General features: G+C 51.1%; 24 protein-coding genes. 18 read left to right on the forward strand and 6 right to left on the reverse strand.

The annotated features are described in order from the left end of the window. Window positions 1–51: 51 nt before the first annotated feature. Window positions 52–1,212 carry a tryptophan synthase subunit beta gene (gene trpB / locus J2X61_RS24975; protein ID WP_310191601.1) on the forward strand — a complete coding sequence of 387 codons (1,161 nt, stop codon included), beginning with the start codon at window positions 52–54 and terminating at the stop codon, window positions 1,210–1,212. Between the two features lie 164 nt (window positions 1,213–1,376). Here the strand turns inward: trpB and J2X61_RS24980 are convergent, their stop codons facing one another. Both J2X61_RS24980 and J2X61_RS24985 read right to left on the reverse strand, forming a co-directional pair. Then, window positions 1,377–1,886, reverse strand: a complete 510-nt coding sequence (locus tag J2X61_RS24980; protein WP_310191603.1) for a dihydrofolate reductase family protein — start codon at window positions 1,884–1,886, stop codon at window positions 1,377–1,379. Further along, window positions 1,883–2,773 (reverse strand): alpha/beta fold hydrolase, encoded by an 891-nt coding sequence (locus J2X61_RS24985; protein WP_310191606.1) that lies wholly within the window; start codon window positions 2,771–2,773, stop codon window positions 1,883–1,885. The genes J2X61_RS24980 and J2X61_RS24985 overlap by 4 nt, the downstream gene beginning before the upstream one ends. A gap of 136 nt (window positions 2,774–2,909) precedes the next feature. Between J2X61_RS24985 and J2X61_RS24990 the strand changes: the two genes are divergently transcribed. Next, window positions 2,910–3,263 carry a winged helix-turn-helix transcriptional regulator gene (locus J2X61_RS24990; RefSeq protein ID WP_310191608.1) on the forward strand — a complete coding sequence of 118 codons (354 nt, stop codon included), beginning with the start codon at window positions 2,910–2,912 and terminating at the stop codon, window positions 3,261–3,263. Window positions 3,264–3,428: 165 nt separating this feature from the next. Beyond that, a complete protein-coding gene (locus tag J2X61_RS24995) occupies window positions 3,429–3,890 on the forward strand; it encodes a phage tail protein (RefSeq protein ID WP_310191611.1) in 462 nt (153 codons plus the stop codon). Between the two features lie 48 nt (window positions 3,891–3,938). Here the strand turns inward: J2X61_RS24995 and J2X61_RS25000 are convergent, their stop codons facing one another. Both J2X61_RS25000 and J2X61_RS25005 read right to left on the reverse strand, forming a co-directional pair. Next, window positions 3,939–5,510 carry a choice-of-anchor I domain-containing protein gene (locus tag J2X61_RS25000; RefSeq protein WP_396135501.1) on the reverse strand — a complete coding sequence of 524 codons (1,572 nt, stop codon included), beginning with the start codon at window positions 5,508–5,510 and terminating at the stop codon, window positions 3,939–3,941. A 144-nt stretch (window positions 5,511–5,654) separates the two neighbouring features. Beyond that, window positions 5,655–7,016, reverse strand: coding sequence for a catalase (locus J2X61_RS25005; protein WP_310191616.1), 1,362 nt, complete (start codon window positions 7,014–7,016; stop codon window positions 5,655–5,657). 189 nt (window positions 7,017–7,205) lie between these two features. Between J2X61_RS25005 and J2X61_RS25010 the strand changes: the two genes are divergently transcribed. From J2X61_RS25010 to J2X61_RS25045, 8 genes are all read left to right on the forward strand, one after another. After that, a complete protein-coding gene (locus tag J2X61_RS25010; RefSeq protein ID WP_274471927.1) occupies window positions 7,206–7,583 on the forward strand; it encodes a BlaI/MecI/CopY family transcriptional regulator in 378 nt (125 codons plus the stop codon). 68 nt (window positions 7,584–7,651) lie between these two features. Next, a complete protein-coding gene (locus J2X61_RS25015) occupies window positions 7,652–9,130 on the forward strand; it encodes a M56 family metallopeptidase (RefSeq protein ID WP_310191621.1) in 1,479 nt (492 codons plus the stop codon). A 209-nt stretch (window positions 9,131–9,339) separates the two neighbouring features. After that, window positions 9,340–10,113, forward strand: coding sequence for a TerC family protein (locus tag J2X61_RS25020; protein WP_274471925.1), 774 nt, complete (start codon window positions 9,340–9,342; stop codon window positions 10,111–10,113). 126 nt (window positions 10,114–10,239) lie between these two features. After that, entirely contained in the window at window positions 10,240–10,746 is a 507-nt protein-coding gene (locus J2X61_RS25025; protein ID WP_274471924.1) for a MerR family transcriptional regulator, read from the forward strand. Next, entirely contained in the window at window positions 10,743–11,174 is a 432-nt protein-coding gene (locus tag J2X61_RS25030; RefSeq protein ID WP_274471923.1) for an SRPBCC family protein, read from the forward strand. The genes J2X61_RS25025 and J2X61_RS25030 overlap by 4 nt, the downstream gene beginning before the upstream one ends. 14 nt (window positions 11,175–11,188) lie before the next feature. After that, a complete protein-coding gene (locus J2X61_RS25035) occupies window positions 11,189–11,632 on the forward strand; it encodes an SRPBCC family protein (protein ID WP_274471922.1) in 444 nt (147 codons plus the stop codon). Between the two features lie 137 nt (window positions 11,633–11,769). Continuing rightward, entirely contained in the window at window positions 11,770–12,252 is a 483-nt protein-coding gene (locus tag J2X61_RS25040; RefSeq protein WP_274471921.1) for a nucleoside deaminase, read from the forward strand. 34 nt (window positions 12,253–12,286) lie between these two features. Continuing rightward, complete coding sequence (locus tag J2X61_RS25045; protein WP_310191626.1) at window positions 12,287–12,958, forward strand: YdeI/OmpD-associated family protein; 672 nt, start codon at window positions 12,287–12,289, stop codon at window positions 12,956–12,958. A gap of 79 nt (window positions 12,959–13,037) precedes the next feature. Here the strand turns inward: J2X61_RS25045 and J2X61_RS25050 are convergent, their stop codons facing one another. Continuing rightward, on the reverse strand, window positions 13,038–13,796 hold the full coding sequence (locus J2X61_RS25050) for an SDR family oxidoreductase (protein ID WP_274471919.1): 759 nt from the start codon (window positions 13,794–13,796) through the stop codon (window positions 13,038–13,040). 177 nt (window positions 13,797–13,973) lie between these two features. Here J2X61_RS25050 and J2X61_RS25055 point away from each other — a divergent pair, with 177 nt between their 5' ends. The 5 genes from J2X61_RS25055 to J2X61_RS25075 all read left to right on the forward strand — a co-directional run bounded on the left by J2X61_RS25055 (window position 13,974) and on the right by J2X61_RS25075 (window position 17,875). Continuing rightward, window positions 13,974–14,561: a TetR/AcrR family transcriptional regulator gene (locus tag J2X61_RS25055; protein ID WP_274471918.1), complete on the forward strand. Its 588-nt coding sequence runs from the start codon at window positions 13,974–13,976 to the stop codon at window positions 14,559–14,561. Between the two features lie 14 nt (window positions 14,562–14,575). Next, window positions 14,576–15,274, forward strand: coding sequence for a response regulator transcription factor (locus J2X61_RS25060; RefSeq protein WP_274471917.1), 699 nt, complete (start codon window positions 14,576–14,578; stop codon window positions 15,272–15,274). After that, on the forward strand, window positions 15,267–16,355 hold the full coding sequence (locus tag J2X61_RS25065) for a sensor histidine kinase (protein ID WP_274471916.1): 1,089 nt from the start codon (window positions 15,267–15,269) through the stop codon (window positions 16,353–16,355). The genes J2X61_RS25060 and J2X61_RS25065 overlap by 8 nt, the downstream gene beginning before the upstream one ends. Window positions 16,356–16,445: 90 nt before the next feature. After that, window positions 16,446–17,312, forward strand: a complete 867-nt coding sequence (locus J2X61_RS25070; RefSeq protein ID WP_310191632.1) for a M15 family metallopeptidase — start codon at window positions 16,446–16,448, stop codon at window positions 17,310–17,312. A gap of 32 nt (window positions 17,313–17,344) precedes the next feature. After that, window positions 17,345–17,875: a VanZ family protein gene (locus J2X61_RS25075; protein ID WP_274471914.1), complete on the forward strand. Its 531-nt coding sequence runs from the start codon at window positions 17,345–17,347 to the stop codon at window positions 17,873–17,875. A 780-nt stretch (window positions 17,876–18,655) separates the two neighbouring features. On the opposite strand, the gene J2X61_RS25080 is transcribed toward J2X61_RS25075, so the two are convergent. After that, window positions 18,656–18,862: a hypothetical protein gene (locus J2X61_RS25080; protein WP_310191635.1), complete on the reverse strand. Its 207-nt coding sequence runs from the start codon at window positions 18,860–18,862 to the stop codon at window positions 18,656–18,658. A gap of 162 nt (window positions 18,863–19,024) precedes the next feature. On the opposite strand from J2X61_RS25080, the gene J2X61_RS25085 reads away from it, so the two are divergent. Together J2X61_RS25085 and J2X61_RS25090 are read left to right on the forward strand one after the other, a co-directional pair. Further along, entirely contained in the window at window positions 19,025–19,393 is a 369-nt protein-coding gene (locus tag J2X61_RS25085; RefSeq protein WP_310191638.1) for a hypothetical protein, read from the forward strand. Between the two features lie 180 nt (window positions 19,394–19,573). Next, window positions 19,574–21,979, forward strand: coding sequence for an EAL domain-containing protein (locus J2X61_RS25090; RefSeq protein WP_310191641.1), 2,406 nt, complete (start codon window positions 19,574–19,576; stop codon window positions 21,977–21,979). Window positions 21,980–22,051 lie beyond the last annotated feature (72 nt).

A 22,051-nucleotide genomic window follows, 5' to 3' on the forward strand; every position in this document is an offset into this window, starting at 1 on the left:
TAGTTGAGTGTGGAAATTATTCCTATTCCTAACTAGTGGAGGCGCTTACCTATGGACCAACAATTGCAGCAAGAGGGATACTTTGGGGAGTTTGGCGGCAGCTTCGTCCCGCCGGAATTGCAAGAAGTGTTGAATTATTTGAGTGAGCAATTTTACAAGTTTAGAGATGACCCGGAGTTTAAGGAAGAGCTCCGCTATTACCTGCGCGAATATGTTGGCCGCGAGAATCCGCTGACGTATGCAGAGCGGTTATCCAAAGCTTGGGGAGGACCCAAAATATACTTAAAGCGTGAGGATCTGAATCATACCGGAGCGCATAAAATTAACAATGCGATTGGCCAGATTCTGCTTGCGAAGCGGATGGGTGCCAAGCGGATCATTGCCGAGACTGGTGCCGGACAGCATGGAGTTGCTACGGCAACGGCCTGCGCCATGTTTAATATGGACTGTGTCATTTACATGGGTGCTGAAGATACGCGCCGGCAGGCGCTAAATGTGTTCCGAATGGAGTTGCTCGGCGCAACGGTTGTGCCGGTTCATAATGGCCAAGGACGATTGAAGGATGCAGTAGATGCTGCGCTGGACGATCTGGTTCGCAATTATAAAAATACGTTTTATTTGCTCGGCTCCGCAGTTGGTCCACATCCGTTTCCGACGATGGTCAAGCACTTTCAGGCGATTATTAGCGAAGAGTCGAAGCTGCAGATTATGGAAAAGGAGGGCCGCTTACCGGATGCCGTAGTAGCCTGTGCAGGTGGTGGCAGCAATGCCATTGGTGCTTTCGCTCACTACATCGATGAGCCGACAGTTCGCTTGATCGGCGTTGAGCCTGATCAGGCGCCATCCTTAACCCAAGGTATCCCAAGCATCATTCATGGCTTCAAGTGTTTAGTGCTGCTGGACGAGGAAGGCCAGCCAAAGAAGACCTATTCGATTGCCGCGGGACTTGACTATCCGGGAATTGGGCCGGAGCATAGCCACCTGAAGGTGACGGGTCGTGCAGAATATGCAACTGTCACCAATGAGGAAGTACTGGAGGCCTTCCAGGAGTTATCTCGCACGGAGGGAATTATCCCTGCCCTAGAGAGCGCGCATGCGGTTGCATACGCAAAGAAGCTAGCGTCGACGATGAGTCAGGATCAAATTATTATTGTTAATCTGTCCGGCCGTGGGGATAAGGATGTTGAGCAAGTGTATCAAATGCTCAAATAACACAGGGGATGCATTACTTATTACAATACTATAGAAATAGACATGCAAGAGGGGAAGGGCGTCCAATTTGGGCGCCCTTTAATTTCGCCGTACAGATGTTATGCTGAGCCGAGATACGAAAGCGTCAAAATGAAGTTTAGAATGCATGGCCCAGCCTTTACAAGTTAACGTTCTAGCGAATATCTCAGTTGAACGACATCACCGCCGAGGGGTTTGCAGTCCAGTAATTGCAAATGTTTATACTTATAGTTCTCTTTATCGATTAACAGATTTAACCCTTTCCCCTCCAACACGGGCGCCACGTTGAATATCAATTCGTCTACCAATTCTTGGCCTAAAAATGAATTGTGGATTTCAGCGCCGCCACTAATGAGAACGGTTTGATGACCTTTCTGTTGCAGGTAGTCCAAGGCTTCCTTAGGAGATCTGACGATCTTTACGCCGGGAATTTCCGCGGCACTCCTGGAAATCACGACAATATCTACTTCGCCAAAAGGCCCCCCAGCGCCATTTCCGCGCATACCTTCAAATGTCCGTCGCCCGACAACGAAGTTCCCAGCCGCTTTCGCTTGTGTGGCGAAGTCATCCAACGCTTCTTTCTTCGGTGGGTTTTCAGGACCGGATTGAGCATAATTGCCGTTGGCGGTTAAAGTTGCCCACAAAATCGTTTTCATTGAAATACGCCTCCTCTTGTTCTCTTGAATATACTTCGAATGGATGCCGCTACCCGGTCAGGACGATCCTCTTGCACATAATGGGAGGCATCTTCCAGGATTTCGGTTTCGTTCAGCGGAAAATATTTTTGCCATTTAGCCATCTGTTCAGGCGGGAACCCGGCACTGTCTTTCGTTCCCCAAAGAATATGTGCGGGTAAGTCGTTCAAATCTGACAACTTCGATTCAATGCCGGCGAGCCAAGTCCGTGCTTTGCGGATCTGCCTCGGGAATACCCATGTCGGTTTTCTGGATTCCGGGGTGGGGAATGGGTCTGTATAAGCTCTTCGCAAACTATCCGTGACTTTGTCGGTCTGGTATATCCCGTGCGGAACAATAACTTTGGCGAAGAAATTGAACCGTGTCTGAAGCCAATAACCGATAGGCCGGCCCCCCATTGCGAGCGAGAACAACTTCATCGGCCATATTTTTGCAGGCCAAGCCCAAGTGTTCATCACGACAATGCCGCGCAAGTTAGTGCGATGTCGTACCGCGTAGTTCATGCCGATCGGTCCTCCCCAATCTTGAACCACTAATATAAAATCCTTTAAATCCAAATAGCGAATCAGCTCTTGAATGGCTACCGATTGCTCCTGCGGCGTAAATCGGTAGCCAGCCGGCGCTTTCGACATTCCAAATCCGGGGTAATCAGGGGCGATAAGACGAAAATCCTCACGAAGCTCTTTGATAACGTTTCGATAAAGATAGGACCATGTGGGGTTACCGTGTAGAAGAAGAACCGTCGGTCCTTGACCTTCATCGAGATAATGGATGTGCCCATCCCGGTAAGACAGCCAATGATCTTCGAACGGGTATTCCGCCGGATCCAATTCAAATGGTCGATCCATGAATAATCACTCCTTTTGCTTGCCTGCGTAATTTTCCCACTTCTTGATTCACATCATAACGGCTCTGTGGTACATTTGAAAAGTAGTTACATTAAAGTGCAATAGTTTCAAAAAATGAACTATGGAGGAATCGCGAATGGAAATGGATAAATCCTGCCCCGGCACGGTCGAGCCCATTCTTGAAATACTGGACAGTAAGTGGATGCTCCTTCTCTTGTTCGAGTTGTTTAACGGTAACCGGCGGTTCGGGGAATTGCGCCGCAAGCTGCATCCGATTAGCCCGAAAACATTGACGGATCGGCTACGGCTGCTAGAGGGGAAAGGACTCGTAACGCGCACGTTGTATCCCGGCGTACCGCTGCATGTCGAATACGATTTGACAGCGTCTGGGCAGGGCCTGCAGCCGATATTCGCCGCCATGTGGACGTGGACGCAAGAGCATGGCGCCTATTTACGGAAAGAGACGAACGAGATCAATCAGACGGATTGATAGTTTTTTTAGCGAATAGTCTTTACAAGACACCGAAAGGTGTCATATAATCAAAATAGACACCAAATGGTGTCCAATAAATAAGAGGTTCTGAGCGTGAACAACTCTTCTAAATGAATGAAATGACTAGCACTAGGAAATAAAGAGATAAAAGGAGAGATGATTATGTCCTATATCGTTGATTTCAAAAAAGTGTCTACGATTGGTTTAGAGTCTTCACCTGTAGTTGAAGCGCTTGCCGGTTTACGTGCCAATGAAGCTCGATACTTTATGAACAAATACAAACATGAATTTACGGTTGTACCCGCGAGCGAAAGCCAGGAGACGCTTGATTATGTGAATCAGATTTTGAAAGAGCGTCAAATCGAATTTGCGGCCAAACCTTTAGAAACATCGCGCTTCCAGGTGGAAAATATTAAATTTGCCTATGTCTTTTATGAAGACGGGCTTGCGCTCAATGTCATGTACACGATTGATGACCCTAAGAAGCGGGCTGTTGGTTTTAAACTGTCGGAGGGGATGGAAGTGCCGCAGGAGTTAGAAGGAAAGTTTAAGTTTGCTAGGCAGAAGTCTGCATTGGCAGGAACAATCCGGGGTTCGTTTTTTGTAATCAAAGGAGAATATTAAAGCTGTAAAACAAGGCCTTCTATGACAGAAGGCCTTGTTCGTCATCTTTTATTTGACTCCATAAAAGCTGATGGTTCCCGAAACCTCGTCCGCACTCACGAACAGATCTCGCCCGTTCACCTTGTGAATGCCCTCAGGGGAAACGCCGGCGCTAGGGATCAATCCTTGGTAAATCGGCTTAATAGGATCCGTCACGTCAAAGAACAAAATCGCATTGTCCCTCTCGGCGGCTACGGCCAGCAGCTGTTTGCCGTTGATTTCGCCGATCGTGACATTCTCCACTTCCGAGCCGCGGTTAGCGCTGCGATCGTCCGGGTATAAGCCGGCTTGGGCGGCTTTCAAGTCAACCAGCTCCTTGCTGTCGTACACCGGTTTGCCGTCAAGATCCCAGACCATGATGTTCCGCCCGCCGGACTTCACGCCATCCTTAAACTCATCCTTGCCCAAATCGCCTTCATTCGCTGTGACCAGGTATTTGCCGTCTGCCGTAAAGACAATGCCGTCCGGTTCAGGGCGGGCTGTCAATTCATCTTGGAAAGACACCTTATCGTCCTTCTTCAGGTCCGCCAAATGCTTGGTTGTCCCGAGACCGAAGGTTTTCGTTATTTTCTTTGTTTTCAGATCGACGATAGCGATCGCATTATTTTCTTGAAGCGTTACCGCTGCCGTCGCGCTGTCGGGACTAATCGCCACATATTCCGGTTGGGGATCGTGAAGGTAAACGGCACCGCCGCCGGTTTGACTCAAATCGATGGCTACATCCGTCAATTCTCCCTTCGTCGCGTCACCTGCCGGCAATGTCAAGATGGCAATCGAACCCGGCCGCTTCGTAGTAGGCATGTCGATTTCCTCTGTAGTCGGGTCGATCTCTTCGTCCTCAATGGCGATAACTGCGTATTGTCCATCCTTCGAGATAGCGATGGAGTCAGGGCCGATACCTACTTCATAAGTTTTGACGGTTTCTAGGGTGGACAGATCGACTACGGCTACGAAGCCTTTGCTAGGGTTGGATACATGATCTCCCGTCCGAACTGCCGCCAAGGCGAATTTACCGTCAGGGGTTACAGCCACACTGGTAACTTCAGCTTTATCGGAGACGGATTTGAAGCTGATTTGTTGCACATCCGACACCTTCGTTACATCCTCGATGTTCAGTACGCGAATGCTGCCCAGGTTGGCTTCGGTCACGATGAGACGTTTGCCGTCCGGCGTGGAAGCGGCGATTTCCGCCTTCTGGGATGGCATGGAATAGGAGCCGAGCAGCTCAAGTCCGGATTGGTTCTGTTCAGCGACCACTTTGTCGCGGATAAGCTTGAAGAATTCATGCGAAATGTATGCAATATCCTTAGAGATGTATGGTTTCTGGCTCAATTTGACCGCTTTGCCTTGAAGGGTGGCATTGTCCTGATCGATAGCGATAGTTGCTTGAATCCCGCTCACGTTAAGGGTGACCGAACGATCTTGCTCATTCCATGTTACCGTACCTTGCATATTCTCGATTGCTTTCCTCAACTGGATATCGTCGGTATTCGCGCTTACGGTGCCGATGCTCAGACTCGCGGCTAGCACACAGCCGGTAATGGCAGCGGCAATGTTATTTTTATTAATCAACGTGTACACCCCTCTAAAGTAAAGTTCTATGAAGCTTACTACTATCATAGAAATCTTTTGTAAACTCTATTAGAACTATATGTAAATATTGCGTAAAAATAGATGGCTAACATGGAAAAGGGGCACCCCGATCGGGGTGCCCTGGCTGTTCTCTCATCTACTTCCATGCATTTGTATCTTCGTGGCGACTCGTTCGCCAAGTTCGGCTGATGCTTGGTACAGATATCTAAGCACAGTATGTTGCGTCCCGTGTGATACCTGGGCAAGATCACCGGCTAGATGATCGGCCAAGTGCTCCTGCTGCAACGGTGCAAGAGCAAGATAGAACTGACCGGCTTGCGTGAAGTCGTCTTGCTTGGAGATGTCGGACCGTCCGAGACGTCCTTCGACGAATCTGCCGTTACCGCTGGTCACAAGCGAATCAGGCGACCAGTTCTGCTGATGATTGATCGGAATATGGCGGAAGTCCGTTCCCAGCCGCCGCCGCTGTGAATCCGAGTAAATATTGGCACGCCCCTGCAGCAGCTTATCATCCGATAACTCGGCGCCTTCGAGCAGGTTGGAAGGAGAGAAGGCTAACTTCTCTACTTGCTCCTTATAATTATGCGGATTGCGGTTTAAGATCAATCTGCCAACCGGGTGCAGGGGATATTGCTGCTCATCCCATACCTTCGTAGGGTCAAGCGGGTCGTAAGGGAGAGACGCCTCGTCCACAGGGTCCATCAGCTGTACGTAAAGGCCGTATTCAACTGTGTTTCCCGCGTTCAGCGTGTCGAAAAGATCCTTGCCTGCATAATCGGGATTCTCGCCGGCAAGCCGGGCAGCCTCTTGTTGGTCGATGTACTGCACGCCCGCAAGCGGCATCCAGTGATATTTGACATAGGTGCGGACGCCTTGTGCGTTCTTCCATACGTATGTATTGACGCTGTGACCCGAGATGTGACGAAAGCTCTTGACGGTGCCAACGTCGGAGTAGAGCCAAACGATAAAGTTCGTGGATTCCGGAGTCTGGGCGACGAAGCTCCAGAATCGCTCCGGGTCAAGGAGATTATTGACCGGTGATGGCAGGAGGGACTTGATGAATGCCGGGAAGCGGATGGCGTCTCGGACAGAAAATACAGGGATATGGTTGCAGACAAGATCGAAGACGCCCTGATCCGTATAGAACTTAGTGGCGAACCCTCGCACGTTGCGAGGTGTATCCGGCGTGCCTTTATTGCTGACGGCAAGGGAGAATCTGACCGTGACGGGCACCTGCTGACCCGGATTTTGCAAGAAACATAGCTGTGTGTAGGCCGACATGGCATTCACGGTCTGAAAGCAGCCGAATGCGCCATAACCTTTGACATGTACAGGCCTCTCCAATAAATTCGAATGGACAAAAGTCTCCAGCGTTTCATGCAGGACACTGTCCTGTTCCAATACGGGGCCTCTTTCGCCAACTGTCTGCGAATGTAAAGCCGCCGGTGTATCTCCCGGCCATTGGTCAGGGTGATTCCCCTTATTCCCGTTCATCTCGCAACCTCCCATGCCGCTCTGTAATTTGTATGGACATATTAAAGGTATGAATAGGTTCAATGGGAATATGACAAGGTAGAGAACTGATTCGGACGGAAGCTGCGTTGAATTTGACAATAGAAGATTACACTTGTAATATGGATGTTGTATTACATATGTAATCAATCGATGCAAGGAGGTACAAGGATGAGCCAAATTCCCCAAATTTCGGACGCGGAATGGGAAGTCATGAAGGTTCTCTGGTCGAAGTCGCCCAGATCTGCCAATGAGGTCATAGAGGCCTTAGAAGACTACACGGACTGGAAGCCCAAAACGATAAGAACGCTTATGAACAGATTAGTACAGAAAGGGGCGATTGCTTATTCGCAAGAAGGCAAGGTGTATGCCTACTATACGCTGGTCTCCGAAGACGAATGCGTCAGGTCGGAAACAGCCTCCTTCTTGAAAAGAATATCTGGAGGCGCCTTTAAGCCATTGCTGGTCAACTTTCTGAAAGAAGAAAAATTGTCCTCGGAAGACATCAAAGAATTAAGACATATTCTCGATGATAAAGCCAAGGAGTAAGTGCTCCATGAAGAGCCAAACCGACACTAATAATCTTATTAACTCCAATAGAGAAGGGTAGGGTAAGCGTGATTCGATTACTCACAGAACATCTTGCGGGTCTATTCAATTGGGTTTGCTCTGTCTCGCTCATGGCTGCGATCCTGGTTGCTTTGATTGTGGTGTTTCAGCAGGTATTCAAGAATCGGCTGAAGCCGCGGTGGCTTTATTTGATGTGGCTGCTCGTTATCATGCGGTTAATTCTGCCGTGGGGGCCGGAGAGCGAATTTAGTATCTATCATTGGATTGACTACTCTAATTCCTTTTACTCCGATGTACAACTTAGTCCAGATAGGATGGTTGGGGCGGATCAGGGCGCCACGGACTCATTCACATACCGGCATGTATTCGTGCTTATTTGGGTCGTTGGGGTGTGTCTGCTGGCTGCCTACACCGTCTGGGTGAACGGGATCTTTGCCCTTAAGCTGAAAAGAGACACAGTTGCGGTAACCGACACGCGGGTTCGGGAGCTGTTCTATGAGTGTAAAACAAGGATGGGCGTCCAAACCTCTATCGGTCTGGTTCAATCCAGCCAGTTGGCAAGCCCGGCTCTTTTCGGTTTCCTAAAACCTGTCCTCATCATCCCTCATAACTTGGCCGGCAGCTTGAACGATGACGAATGGCGGCATATTTTCCTGCATGAACTAGCTCATAGCAAAAGAAACGATATTAAGGTCAATGGACTTATGTATGCATTGCTCATTATTCATTGGTTTAATCCCGTACTATGGTACGCCTACCGCCGTATGCGGGACGATCAGGAGATCGCGAGCGACGCTCTGGCGCTCAGCTGCTTGAATCCGGAACAACGACAGGACTACGGATACACGTTGATCAAACTGTTGGAGAGCTTCTCGCAGCCTGCCAGAGCGATGGGCAGTGTCAATTGGATAGGACACAAAGCGCAATTGCAAAGGAGAATGAGAATGATCAAACAGTTTAAGGCCCAATCCTACCGGTGGTCGTTCCTTGGTGCGGCAATCATGGTATTCATTAGCGGATGTACGTTAACCAATCCCCCAATGGAATCGACTTCTTCGCCGCTGGCGAGCTCCGCAATCACATCGGCGGATAAACCGGCCGGCAGTGAGCAGCAGGTGATGCCGGAGAGTTCCACGAAGCCGGCCGGTGCGGGAGATCAGCTGCAAAGTGTTGCAGACAATTCGGCCCAGTTGTCGGATTCCGCAGGAGCGGACTCAACAAAAACGGAAGCTAAGCCGCAACCGGCAGAAACGCGTCCGGCAGCAGCGGACCAGCGTCCGATGCCTGTAGCTTCGACAAGGGAACCGACAGCGGCGCCGGCAGCTTCAGAGAGACGGGTGCCCGTCCAAGAGTCACGGCCGGCCGCGGCGCAAGCCCAGAAGCCGAGGGCTGTACCTTCGGAACGACAGTCGGCGCCTGCACCGGCACCAAGGGTCATTCCTGCCGGGAGCTCCGTAACCGAGACCTCGCCAGAGCAGTCGCGGCCTGCAGCACCGACAGCGGAGAGCGCTCCATCCGCCCGGTAATTAAATAGGATAATTGAGGGCTGTCCCGTTGCAGGAATTCCTGCATGCGGACAGCCCTTTTGTTTCAACGTGAATCACTCCTGTACCGGGTGCGAGGTAAAATTTGTAAAGCCCGATTTATCTAAGCTAAAATGGAGGAGGAGGACATCATTACGCTATAAATTAAGATTAGTGCCGACAGTATTCTTTTTCGTAGAGGAGAAGGTAAATTGGAATCACTTTGGCTGCAGTATGCATGGACATTAATTATTCTGATTGGTTTAGAGGGCTTACTATCGGCCGACAATGCGCTTGTTTTGGCGGTGATCGCGAAGCACTTGCCGGAAGACCAGAAGAAGCGAGCCATTAACTATGGAATTATCATGGCTTTCGCTTTCCGGTTTGTGGCGCTCTTCGCGATTTCGTTCATCGCGAACGTATGGCAAGTGCAGGCGATTGGTGCGGCTTACCTCTTGTATCTCGGGTTAAAGCACATCATTGCGGCGCGCCTGAACAAAGGAAAGGGCGGCGCTCACGGCAAAGACGCCAAAGATTCCGCCGGACAGGGCTTCTGGCCGACGGTTGGCAAAATTGCGTTCGCGGATCTCGCTTTTGCCATTGATTCCATTCTAGCAGCCGTGGCTCTCGCGTTGGGTCTGCCGGATTCCCCGCTTGGCGATTTCGGCGGTATGGACGGCGGGCAGTTTATTGTCGTCGTGCTCGGCGGCGTCGCGGGGCTCATCTTAATCAAGTATGCGGCGACATGGTTCGTGAAGCTGCTTGAGCAGCGCCCCTCGCTGGAGACAACGGCTTATGCAATTGTAGCTTGGGTGGGCGTGAAGCTTGCCGTCATTACCTTGGCTCATGGGGATATTGGCATTCTGGGCCATGATTTCCCGCATAGCACGGGCTGGACGTTGGTATTCTACGGCGTTTTGGTTGTTATAGCTCTAGTCGGCTGGTTCGCACCGGGCAAAAAACGCTCCCAAGCCGATCCATCCTAGCATTGGATGATCATTGAAGGCACTCTTACGGGGTGCTTTTTTTGAAATTCCCTCTTGCACCTTACGTTACGTCATCTTTTATAATCAAATTACCGGTAAGCAGTTAGCGCTAACGAAGGAGTGGCCATGAAACGACATTGGAAGGTAGGAGATCTTGCGCAATTAACGGGACTCACCGTTCGAACCCTGCGTTTCTATGATCAAATCGGCTTATTCTCGCCGTCCGATCAGACGGATTCCGGTCACAGGCTGTACAACGAATCCGACCTCTCGCGGCTGCAGCAGATCGTATCGCTGAAGGAGCTGGGCTTGTCGCTTGACGAGATTAAGACTCTCCTGACCGGGGGACGGATCAGTGCGCTTGAGATTGTTGACCTGCAAATGGCTCGTATCAAAGAGCAAATTAATCTCCAGCAGAAGCTCCTTGAGCAGCTTCAACACGTATCGAAGTCGATTCAACGAAATGCGCCATTAACTGTGGAAGACTTCACAGGATTGCTGCAAGCGATGAAGAAAAGCCATGAGAAGCTTGTCTTCGAGCGGCGGACGAGCTGGGAGCACAGTCTGAATGCGCTGGGGAAATTCCTAGGCAATGAAACGAATGGAACGAAATCAGAGGAGGATGAATCATGATTGAAAGATTCGTTAAACACGCCACTTTCGTGGTTGAGCGCACCTATGCCGCATCGCTTGGGAAGGTATACAGCGCTTGGTCTGACCAGGCCGAGAAATCCAAGTGGTTTTCGAAGCCCGAAATCTTCGAATTCCGGGTTGGCGGCCGCGAATACAGCAGCGGAGGTCCGCCAGAGGGACCTGTCTTTACCTATGACGCTTCCTACCAAGAGATCGTAAACGAGCAGCGCATCGTCTACACATACACGCTGGATGCGGGCGATACGCGCATCTCCGCTTCGCTGACGACGATCGAGTTCTTCCAGGTCGAGGGCGGCACGAAGCTGGTTTTCACCGAGCAAGGAGCGTTCTTCGACGGACACGATACGCCGGAGATCCGCGAGCATGGTACCAAAGAGATGCTGGATGCGTTAGGCAAGTCACTCTAAGGAGGAGGGCTATCATGGAAGCTATCGCAGGCGTGAATGAGATCATCTCGACGCGGGAGTTTGACTTCCCGCGGGAGCAGGTTTTTCAAGCTTGGGTGAATCCCGAGCAGTTGGTTCAGTGGTGGGGGCCGCAGGGCTTCACCAACACGTTTCACGAGTGCGACATGCGGCCGGGCGGTACGTGGCGTTTTGTTATGCACGGCCCGGATGGTAAGGACTATCCGAATCATAGCGAATTTGTGGAGATCGTCCCGAATGAGCGAATAGTCATTCAGCATATGTCCGCCCCGGAATTTCAAGTGACGGCTACCTTCGAGGATGTGGATGGCCGTACGAAAGTCGTCTTCCGGCAGCTTTTCAAGATAGCGAAGCAGTTCGAGAATGCTAAGAAGTACTGCATCGAAGGCAACGAACAGAACTTTGACCGGTTGAATGCGGTGCTAGCGAGTGGAAAGTAAGGGTGCAGGGGCGTCGAGAGGGCGCTCCCGAATAGGATAGCCAATAAGTCTGTAACAAAGCCCCTGTATGGGGCTTTTTTGCTGCCAAGTGATATAATAGATGCATGTCCATTAACGAATTATTGGAGGGTTAAACCATGATTAACGACTCGGATCTGAAATATCTGCAACGCTGTGTGGAGCTTGCGGAGGCTGCTTTGGAGGCTGGCGATGAGCCGTTCGGTTCCATCCTGGTGTCAGCTGACGGGGATGTGCTTATGGAAGATCACAACCACGTGGCCGGAGGCGATCATACTCAGCACCCGGAATTCGCGTTGGCACGCTGGGCGGCTAATCATATGCCGCTGGAAGAACGCAGCCGGGCAACGGTCTATACCTCGGGCGAACACTGCCCGATGTGTGCTGCGGCTCACGGCTGGGCCGGATTAGGCCGGATTGTTTATGCGAGCTCCTCGGCGCAGCTGGCGCAATGGCTGGGAGAAATGGGCGTTCCGGCCTCGCGGGTCCGGAATCTTCCGATTGGAGATGTCATCACGGATACTCCCATTGACGGGCCTGTGCCTGAACTTGCGGAGCGGGTTAAAGAGCTGCACCGCCGGTTTCAGGTGAAGAAACGGTGATCTCATACTTCATTAACACCCACAGGAGGCCGACATGTCCAAGACCATCGTTGAGAAGCTGAATTTGCATAAATACAAAAAAGCCGCCGTCATCGGTCAACCGGAGGGTGAAAACCGGCTAGCCGGGTTAGATCAGTATGACACTGAGCTTCATAGCGGCAGTCGGTATGATCTGATCTTTGCTTTCGTGCTGGATATGGAATCGCTGCAAAAGCTCGTACATACGGTGATAGAGAACGATCATATTAGCAAGAGCGGTTATTTGTACGCCGCGTACCCTAAGAAGGGGAATAAAGTGTACGAGACCTATATTCACCGGGATCACTTGTTTGAAGGGCTCGGTGCGGACGAAGAAGGGTATATCGGGACAAGCTCGCTGAAGTTTGCGCGGATGGTGGGGTTAGACGATGTATTCACCGTAGTGGGGTTCAAAGAGGAGGCGCGGAAGGGCGCGGTATCCTCCAAGCCGAGTCAAAGTGTGGGCGATTACATCGAGATGATCCCGAATGTGGAGCAGGATCTGCAAGATGTACCGGAGGCGCTCGCTTTCTATCAGTCCCTGACCCCGGGCTACCAAAAGGATTGGGCTCGGTATGTATACAGCGCCGCACAGGAGAAGACGAGGGATAAGCGGCGGACGGAGATGAAGGAAGTTTTGGGCGCGGGCTACAAAAGTTTAGATCTGTATCGCAGAAGACAGTCCTAGTCTGCCAGCAAAAGAAAATCCCTCCCGCAAGTACCGCAAGGCTTGTACCTTGCTGCACCGCGAGGAGGGATTCATTCTTTTAGTAAGCCGTCCAGCCTGCATCCGCCGTAACGACCGTGCCGTTCACGAAGCTGGCGTCGTCGGAAGCGAGGAACAGCGCGACTTTGGCAATTTCGCCGGGCTCGCCCGCCCGCGGATTCAAGCCCATGCCGGCCATCGCTCTCTCCATCCCGAACGGGTTCGGCGCATTGATTGTCGTGCTGATGTTGGTGCTGACGCCGCCAGGCGCGATCGCGTTGCACCGTATGCCTTGGTTAGCGTATTGGAAGCCGACGTTCTTCGTGAAGCCGACGACCGCATGCTTGGAAGCCGTATAGGCAGCGCCCGCTCTGGAGCCGAAGAGACCTCCGGCAGAAGCGATGTTGACGATCACGCCTTGTTTCTTTTCTAGGAAGACAGGAAGCACCTTGCGGGTGGTCCGCATCGTTCCCGTCGTATTAATCGCAAATACACGTTCCCACAGCTCGTCCGTCAGATCCGCGGCAGGCACGAAGTTGTCCATAATTCCCGCATTATTCACCAAGATATCGACAGTCCCGAAGGTCTCAACCGTCGTATCGATTAATTGCTGCACATCTTCTTCTTTCGCAATGTTCGCCGAGACAGCGATCGCCACCCCGCCACTTGCTTCAATACCGTTCACAACGGCTTGCGCAGCTTCCAGGCGAAGATCGGATACGACAACTTTGGCTCCTTCTTGCGCGTACAACTCCGCAATCGCTTTGCCCATGCCTGAAGCGGCGCCTGTGATGACAGCAATTTTACCAGAGAGTCTCATTGGAATGCCTCCTGATTAATTTGAATTTTCAACAAGTGTTGAATAATGATACATCTGTATATTTAGAGTATAATAAATAATCGATAAGCCCCACAATCAGTAAACTTTCGCGCTTTGTACTGTATCGAACAGAATCGCTCATTTTGTACAATAAAAAGGGTTGGTAAGATGTCCTATATGGATAAAAAGACAGATCGCCGCATCATCCGAAGCAAAGAGGCGCTCAAACAAGCGCTGTTGAACCTGATGGTCTTGAAGGATTATGACGCGATTACGATTACGGAAATCGTGGAACATGCGAACTACAACCGCGGCACCTTCTATGCCCATTATGAGAACAAAGAAGCCTTGCTTGACGATATCATGGAAGAGCTGATCGAGAAACTGCTGGGATCCTTCCGAGCGCCCTACGAGCACGCGGATGTATTCAGTGTGAGTGAGCTTACCGCGGCTTCGATCACAATTTTCGAACATATTTACCAGCATGCTTCTATCTATTCCACGTTGTTGAAAAGCAATGTCATCCCGAATCTCCGGGAGAAAATGTTCCTTGCGCTCAAAGATATCACTTTGGATGAATTGGAACAGCCCGGCAGCGACATAAACTCGGAGCTTCTCGTCATTTATTCGATTCATGCGCTTTTGGGACTTATTTTTCATTGGATTGAAAGCGGGTTTGCTTACTCATCCTCCTATATGCAGGAGCAGCTGGTGAAAATTATTAATTGGCGGCCGGCTAGGACGCGAACGATCAAAAAGCAGTAAGGAGCGGGATATCCATGCATCTCACGACGATATTAATTGCGGATGACGAGCCGGAGATTGCGGATCTGATTGCGCTGCATTTGGAGAAAGAAGGCTATCGGCTCATCAAGGTAGCCGATGGGAAGGAAGCCATGGACGCCGTGAAGTCCCAGCCCGTCGATCTGGCCATATTGGACATTATGATGCCGAAGCTGGACGGTCACGAAGTCACGCGTCAGATCCGGGAAAAGTACAATATGCCGATCATTTTCCTAAGTGCCAAATCCTCCGATCTGGACAAGATAACCGGGCTTGTCATGGGGGCGGACGACTATATGACCAAGCCGTTCAACCCGATGGAGCTGGTCGCCCGGGTGAAGGCGCAGCTGCGGCGGTCGAACCTGTTAAGCCAATCGGCGGCGGCCGGGAATAGATCTCTAATAGAAGCCAGCGGATTAACGATTGATGCGGATCAACGCCACGTAACCGTCTATGGCCGAAGTGTCGAGCTGACGCCGAAGGAGTTTGATATTCTGGTGCTGCTGGCCAGCCACCCCAAGAAGGTGTTCAGCGCGGAACACATCTTCCAGCAAGTGTGGGGAGAGACGTATTTCGAAAGCGGCAACACGGTCATGGTGCACATCCGTACCTTGCGTAAGAAGCTTGGCGAAGATGCCAACAAAGACAAATGGATCAAAACCGTTTGGGGGGTAGGCTATACGTTCCATGGCTAACATCATTCGAAGTTTCCGGTTTACGATGATTATGCTGCTAGGGTTAAGCATGCTTATCTCCGGCGCGATTACGTACATCCTTTACAAAGTGCTTCAATTGTACTATACAGGCGTCCGGGCGGAGGAACCGTTGGCGCAATACCGCCGAATCATTCGTGAAATCGGCGATCTCAATTTCTTCATGATTGTCTTCATCCCGCTGGCGATCCTGTTCTTCTTCTTCCTTACTAAGCCATATGCGACCTATTTCCGCGAAATATCGACAGGGATTCACCGGCTCGCGAACGGCGATTTCAAGAGCCGCGTGCACATCGATTCCAAGGACGAGTTCAGGAGCATCGCGGATGATATCAACATGGCTAGCGAGAAGCTGCAGAAGGCGGTGGAACGCGGCGACTTTGCGGAGAGCAGCAAGGACCAGCTCGTTCTGAATTTGGCCCACGATCTGCGTACGCCGCTAACTTCGGTGCTGGGCTATTTGGATTTGATATTGCGGGATGGACAGTTGACTCAGGAGCAGGTGAAGCACTATACATCGATTGCTTTCACCAAGTCGCGTCGCCTGGAGAAGCTTATCGACGAGTTATTCGAAATCACGCGCGTGAACTACGGGATGCTGACGATTGAGAAGAAACCGCTCGATATCAGCCAGCTGCTTTTTCAATTAAACGAAGAGCTCTACCCCGTGTTTGAGAAAAGCATGCTGCAGGTCAGACTGCATATTAACCCGCACTTGAACCTGTGGGGCGATGGCGAGCTGTTGGCGCGCGTCTTTGAGAATCTTCTAACGAATGCGAACCGGTACGGGAAGGACGGCCACTATGTCGATATTCACGGGTACTTGGAGGAAGGCGAAGTGGTGGTTCAAGTGATCAACTATGGCAACAGTATTCCTCCCGAGGAGCTGCCTCATCTATTCGATATGTTCTATAGAGGGGATAAAGCGCGGACGCATCAAGGAGGAGGCACGGGACTCGGCCTGTTCATCGCCAAAAATATTGTGGAGCAGCACGGCGGATCGATTGCCGCGGAAAGCAGCTTGATTCGCACGCTATTCGAAGTGCGGCTGCCGCAGCAGTGAAATTTAAGAAAAATTTAAAGTTTGTCCCCACTTCTTTTTAAAGAGTTCATCCTATTCTTAAGTAGCAGCAAAGATAAGGAGGAAACGAAGATGAAGAAGTGGGCTTTTTGGCTTGTGATCCTGGCATTGTTAGGTTACGAGGCGTATCAACAGAAATCGGAAGTCGTTACCGGCAATGCTGCTGAAGCCGTTCAATCAGGAGCAAGGCAAGTGAATTCCCAAGGGAAGGATCTATCGATAAAAGTGTCCAAGGATCAGATTTATCAAGGAAATCTGGTATTGGTGAACAATGATTATCCCGTACGCCAAGGCGGTATGCGGACGGATGTGGTGGAACTGGCGAAGCATAAGGAGCTCATTCAAGGATTCGGTCTGTCCGATAATTCCATTCGGTTATCGCAAGATGTGGTGCGGGTTTTCACGACGATGGTGAGCGCGGCACAGAAGGACGGAGTCCGCCACTTCATGATAAACAGCGGGTATCGGGATAACAAGGAGCAGGACCAGCTTTACAAGCAGATGGGGGCCGATTATGCCTTGCCGGCCGGCTACAGCGAACATAATCTGGGCCTGGCACTCGACATCGGATCGTCGCAAGGGGATATGAATCAAGCTGCCGAAGGCAGATGGTTGATCAACCATGCATCCGAGTATGGGTTTATTTTGCGTTATCCGAAGGACAAGACGGCGATCACGGGCATTCAGTACGAGCCATGGCATTTCCGGTATGTGGGTCTTCCGCACAGCGTCATTATGCAGCAGCATAACTTTACGCTCGAAGAATATATGGCCTATTTGAAAGATCACAATAAAATTTCGTCCACGGTGAAAGGAAAGAAATATGAGATAGCCTACTATCCCGTGTCCAAAAGCACGAGTATTCCTATGGGGAGCGCACGTTCCTATGAGATTTCCGGCAACAATATGGACGGCGTAATCGTCACGGTGGCGTTATGATCATAGCTGCAAGGAAAGGGGAGGGAAGCGGGATGCAACCAAAGAAATTGATCCGTGACGTCATCGTGCCGGCGTTTTATGCGTTGTATATGCATGTTGTCTTCAAGATCATTCTGTTTAAGTTCGGGCGGATGGAGTTCGGTTTCCTGCTGGACCGGGTTCATCAAGACGTTGAGCATCCCCGTTATATGAAGGAGCGTTTATTATCCGGCAATTTGCAGCCTTTTGAAACGATAACGAGCACCTTACGCAACATGACCAGTCATAATCTCTATAATTTGATAGGCAATATTGCGATATTCATGCCGCTAGGCGTATTCCTTTATGTGATCTATAAGCAGCAAGGGCTAACTTGTGTTGGTGTGTTCATGCGCGCCTTGGCGTTAAGCTTGAGCTTGGAGGTGCTGCAGGTTGTTTTCTCGATTGGACGGTTCGATGTGGACGATTTGATTCTGAATGTGTTCGGAGGCTTGCTCGGTTACGGATTGATGCTTGGCGTAAGGCTGGCGGGACGGGTGTTTGGTTTGCTGCGCGTTCGCGGTGAAGTGGAGGGGCGGGGTTAGGGTGATGATATTCTCACCGTATTTCCGCTAACGTGATGCGAGAACCCCTTAGCCAATCGCCTCCGGCGCGGTCTCCCTATCGCCACCCGCCTGCAACCACGGCACATCAGCGGCTAAAATTCTCCTCGCTTCAGTCGTATTAGGAGTTTGCTCTCATAGAGGGCGAGGCGGGAGTTGGTGCGGCTGGCAGGTAGATTCGGCTGGAAAGATCGAGCGATAGGATCGAATGGGAAATACAGTTCCTTATTTGGGAATAAACGGTGCAAATGGACGCTGAAGCGGAAATAAGATGCGTTATTATGTTGATTCAGCTGCGAACAAGCCAAATTCAGCAGGGATAACGCATTGTATTTCCGCTTTAACTTCCAAAACGACTGTTCCAGCCGTATTAGCGAATCATATTTCCGCAATCGCGATGCGAGAACCTTTAGCCTATTACGTCGGCAGCAGTTCATAGGAGCGCAGCCGCTTCTTTAGCGACCTTCGGCTGGGGAGTTTGGGCGGCGGAAGCTAAAGCTAGTTGTGTGAGCGTGTGCGGTATTATTTCAGGAGTTTGCTCTCATTTGGTTTGCAGGTAGATTCAGTTGGGGAGCTTGGGCAGTAGAAGCTAAACGGAAATACAGTTCCTTATTTAGGTAAATCGAGGCCAAATAGCCGCTGAAGCGGAAATAAGATGCGTTATTATGTTAATTTAGCTGTGAACAAGCCAATTTCAGCACGAATAACGCATTGTATTTCCGCTTTAACTTCCAAAACGACTGTTCCAGCCGTATTAGCGAATCATATTTCCGCAAGCGCGTCGCTCAGCAGTTCATAAAAGCGCAGCCGCTGCTCATAGTCAGCAATCGGCGTCACCACCAAAAACTCGTCGACGCCACAGTGCCGAGCGGGCGCCTCCAGCTCCCCGCGCACGCTTGCCGCTGTGCCGACGAGCATTTTCCGCGGCGCGTTCTCCGCGCCATGGCATCGCCGCCCGCCTGCAGCCACGGCACATCAGCGGCTAAGCTTCTCGCCGCTTCAGCCGACTCGGCGCAGACGACGCCGACGGCGACGATCGCCCGGTGGCGCCCGCCTTGCGCGGACGGTACGAACTTCGCGCGATAGCCGCTTAGCACTTCCAGTGCGTCGGCATCACTCATAAACTGGCCGATGACGTACTCGAAGCAGCAGCAAGCGGGCACCTTGGTGCATCTGCAGGAGAGCGGGGGGAAGGACGTCCTGACCTTCGCGCCGGCCAAATCGTACCAGTCGCTGTTCGTCAGTTCGCCTAACTTGAAGAAGGATGCAGCCTATACGCTCTATACAGGCGGTACATCGACAGGCAGCGCGGTCAAAGGGCTGTATGACGGCGGCACTTACCAAGGCGGCACGAAAGTCGTTGATTTCACCCAGTCTTCCGTCATTACCTGGTTATCCGAAACGGGTGTTACGGCAGCCAGACAGGGCATGGGAGGCCCAGGCGGAGGTCGCAGAGGCATGGGGAACCCGCCGCAAGGCCAAATGCCTCCTAATCAGTAACATCTTACGTAAACAATCTGTGTCAAAAGGGTTAACTGCAACTTGGTTGGCCCTTTTTTACATTGTATGGTGCTATTTATCTCACGTTAAATCAGGTAATATAGAATTGATGAAAAATACCTAGAATATTGTCGAAAGAAACGGGGGACGACGATGCACCATTTGCACGGCTCTTACGATATGGTTTTAGTTGCATTTTCCTATGTTGTTGCGGTTGTTGCATCGTATACGGTTCTTGATCTCGTAGGGAGAATCAGCAGCTCCAAAGGGATGTCACGCTGGTCATGGCTGCTGTTCGGTGCAGCTGCAATGGGACTTGGCGTGTGGTCGATGCATTTCGTCGGCATGCTCGCATTCTCGCTTAATATTGAGGTGTCTTATAATCTATTAACCGTCATCCTATCGGTTGTTGTCGTCATAGCCGCGTCATTCCTAGCCCTGTTCGTCGTCGGCCGAAGCCGGTTGAACGTGCGTCAGCTGCTGGCGGGCGGGTTGCTGCTGGCAATCGGAATTGTCGCTATGCATTATATCGGCATGGCAGCTATGGAGATCGGGATTACATATAAACCCGTATATTTTACTTTGTCTATTGTTATTGCGATCGTAGCTTCCATTGCGGCGCTTTGGCTGGCTTTCTACTTCCGCAAAGGAAATGAGCCGAGCCGCATGTGGAAGAAGCTGGGGAGCGGCCTTATCATGGGAGCGGCCGTCGTCGGCATGCACTATACAGGCATGTATGCAGCTGAATTCCATGTTGAGGATACGCTAATTCCCAAAGGCATAGTCTTGGATCAGAAGCTTCTGGCTTATATTATAGCGGGCGGTACGCTGTTTACGTTAGGGCTTTCGCTATTCGGCATTTATATCTCCAACCGCTTCTCCAGCAAAGATTCGGAGCTCGAACAACACGAGAAATGGTTCAGATCCTTATTCGAGAACAACCAGGACGGTATCATATCGATTAACATGGAGTACCGCATTCTGGGCTTCAACTCCGCAGCGGTCGAACTCACGGGGCTGGGCAACGACTGGTTCCGGAATCAGACGATCGATAAGCTGCTGCCTTACATTGTACCGGAAGAGCAAGCGTATACGGCGGGGATGTTCATGAAGTCCAGATCGGGCGAAATGCAGAACTACCATACCGCCATGCTGCATCACGACGGGCGCCGGGTGGAGCTTAGTGTCGTGAATGCGCCTGTTATCCTGGATGGACAAGTCGTAGGGAGCTACATCATTGCCAAGGACATTACGGAAGAGAAGTTGACGAAAGAGAAAATCCAGCATCTCGCCTTTCATGACGAACTGACTGGGATGCCGAACCGGCGTATGTTTAACGAAGCGCTAAACGAATTCATCGAGAACAAAACCGAACGGTTCGCGGTCATGGTTCTGGATTTGGACCGGTTTAAGCTAATCAATGATTCCCTTGGGCATACGTATGGCGATCTGTTCCTGCAGGAAATGTGCGAGCGGATCCTTCATTCCATCGACGATGCGAAGGTGACGTTAGCCCGTATGGGCGGTGACGAGTTCACTTTGTTGTGCGACAGCAGCTATGATAACCGGGGTTTGGCTGAACTGGCGGAACGTATTATTAAAGCGATAGGCGTACCGTACCGGTTGAAAGAGAATGACTTCTATGTCACAGCCAGCATCGGTATTGCGGTCTATCCGTCAGACGGAACAGACGCCGTACAGCTGCTCAGGAATGCGGACACCGCGATGTACGAAGTGAAGAAGAACGGGAAGAATGGCTATCAATTCTATACCGGCGAGTTGAATGCGCAGCTGCAGGAGAAAATTGAGTTGGAAGTCGATTTGAGACAAGCCATCGCACGCAATCAGCTGTCGCTGCATTATCAGCCGCAAATTCGCGCCGGTGATAGCCGGATGATTGGCGTCGAGGCTTTGGTTCGGTGGCAGCATCCGACGAAGGGCACGATTTCTCCGGGCATATTCATCCCGATCGCGGAAGAGACCGGCATGATTTATGAGATCGGCACATGGGTGCTCCGTGAAGCCTGCCAGCAGATGAAAGCATGGCATCGTGCCGGCGGGCCGTTGATTCCAGTTTCCGTTAATTTATCGTCCCAGCAATTCCACCAATCGAATCTGGCGGCATATATTAAGGAGATTTTGCAGGAAACGGAGCTAGAGCCGGAGTATTTGGAGCTGGAGATTACGGAAAGCATGATGATGGACGCCTCGGTGTCCAAAGGCATTTTGAACGAGTTGACGGATTCCGGCATTCGCATTAGCCTGGATGACTTCGGAACGGGCTACAGCTCGCTCAGTTACTTGAAGCTGCTGCCGATCCACAAGCTCAAGATCGACCGCTCCTTCATCCGCGACATCACGGTGAGCCCGAATGATAAAGCCATCGTCGCTACGATTATTTCGATGGCCCAGCATTTGAACATGGATGTGATCGCGGAGGGCATCGAAACGAAAGAGCAGCTCGATATCCTGATGGATAACGAGTGCAGCAAAATCCAGGGCTATTATTACAGCAAGCCGCTGCCTGCGGATGATGTGGAGGAAGCGTTTTTCGCGCCCATGCGGTTAGCGGACCGCAACAAATAAGAAGACCCGGTCAGCTCTTTCGCGAGCCGCCGGGCTATGAATAGAAATACCCATACGAATGGAGTCAATAAG

Source organism: Bacillus sp. 3255 (assembly GCF_031456485.1).
GTDB lineage: Bacteria > Bacillota > Bacilli > Paenibacillales > NBRC-103111 > Paenibacillus_E.

Bases quoted from the DNA above. Each gene is read 5' to 3' on its own strand.
- trpB (WP_310191601.1), top strand. From the start codon at position 52: ATGGACCAACAATTGCAGCAAGAGGGATACTTTGGGGAGTTTGGCGGC.
- J2X61_RS24980 (WP_310191603.1), bottom strand. From the start codon at position 1,886: ATGAAAACGATTTTGTGGGCAACTTTAACCGCCAACGGCAATTATGCT.
- J2X61_RS24985 (WP_310191606.1), bottom strand. From the start codon at position 2,773: ATGGATCGACCATTTGAATTGGATCCGGCGGAATACCCGTTCGAAGAT.
- J2X61_RS24990 (WP_310191608.1), top strand. From the start codon at position 2,910: ATGGAAATGGATAAATCCTGCCCCGGCACGGTCGAGCCCATTCTTGAA.
- J2X61_RS24995 (WP_310191611.1), top strand. From the start codon at position 3,429: ATGTCCTATATCGTTGATTTCAAAAAAGTGTCTACGATTGGTTTAGAG.
- J2X61_RS25005 (WP_310191616.1), bottom strand. From the start codon at position 7,016: ATGAACGGGAATAAGGGGAATCACCCTGACCAATGGCCGGGAGATACA.
- J2X61_RS25010 (WP_274471927.1), top strand. From the start codon at position 7,206: ATGAGCCAAATTCCCCAAATTTCGGACGCGGAATGGGAAGTCATGAAG.
- J2X61_RS25025 (WP_274471924.1), top strand. From the start codon at position 10,240: ATGAAACGACATTGGAAGGTAGGAGATCTTGCGCAATTAACGGGACTC.
- J2X61_RS25030 (WP_274471923.1), top strand. From the start codon at position 10,743: ATGATTGAAAGATTCGTTAAACACGCCACTTTCGTGGTTGAGCGCACC.
- J2X61_RS25035 (WP_274471922.1), top strand. From the start codon at position 11,189: ATGGAAGCTATCGCAGGCGTGAATGAGATCATCTCGACGCGGGAGTTT.
- J2X61_RS25040 (WP_274471921.1), top strand. From the start codon at position 11,770: ATGATTAACGACTCGGATCTGAAATATCTGCAACGCTGTGTGGAGCTT.
- J2X61_RS25045 (WP_310191626.1), top strand. From the start codon at position 12,287: ATGTCCAAGACCATCGTTGAGAAGCTGAATTTGCATAAATACAAAAAA.
- J2X61_RS25050 (WP_274471919.1), bottom strand. From the start codon at position 13,796: ATGAGACTCTCTGGTAAAATTGCTGTCATCACAGGCGCCGCTTCAGGC.
- J2X61_RS25055 (WP_274471918.1), top strand. From the start codon at position 13,974: ATGGATAAAAAGACAGATCGCCGCATCATCCGAAGCAAAGAGGCGCTC.
- J2X61_RS25060 (WP_274471917.1), top strand. From the start codon at position 14,576: ATGCATCTCACGACGATATTAATTGCGGATGACGAGCCGGAGATTGCG.
- J2X61_RS25065 (WP_274471916.1), top strand. From the start codon at position 15,267: ATGGCTAACATCATTCGAAGTTTCCGGTTTACGATGATTATGCTGCTA.
- J2X61_RS25070 (WP_310191632.1), top strand. From the start codon at position 16,446: ATGAAGAAGTGGGCTTTTTGGCTTGTGATCCTGGCATTGTTAGGTTAC.
- J2X61_RS25075 (WP_274471914.1), top strand. From the start codon at position 17,345: ATGCAACCAAAGAAATTGATCCGTGACGTCATCGTGCCGGCGTTTTAT.
- J2X61_RS25085 (WP_310191638.1), top strand. From the start codon at position 19,025: ATGACGTACTCGAAGCAGCAGCAAGCGGGCACCTTGGTGCATCTGCAG.
- J2X61_RS25090 (WP_310191641.1), top strand. From the start codon at position 19,574: ATGGTTTTAGTTGCATTTTCCTATGTTGTTGCGGTTGTTGCATCGTAT.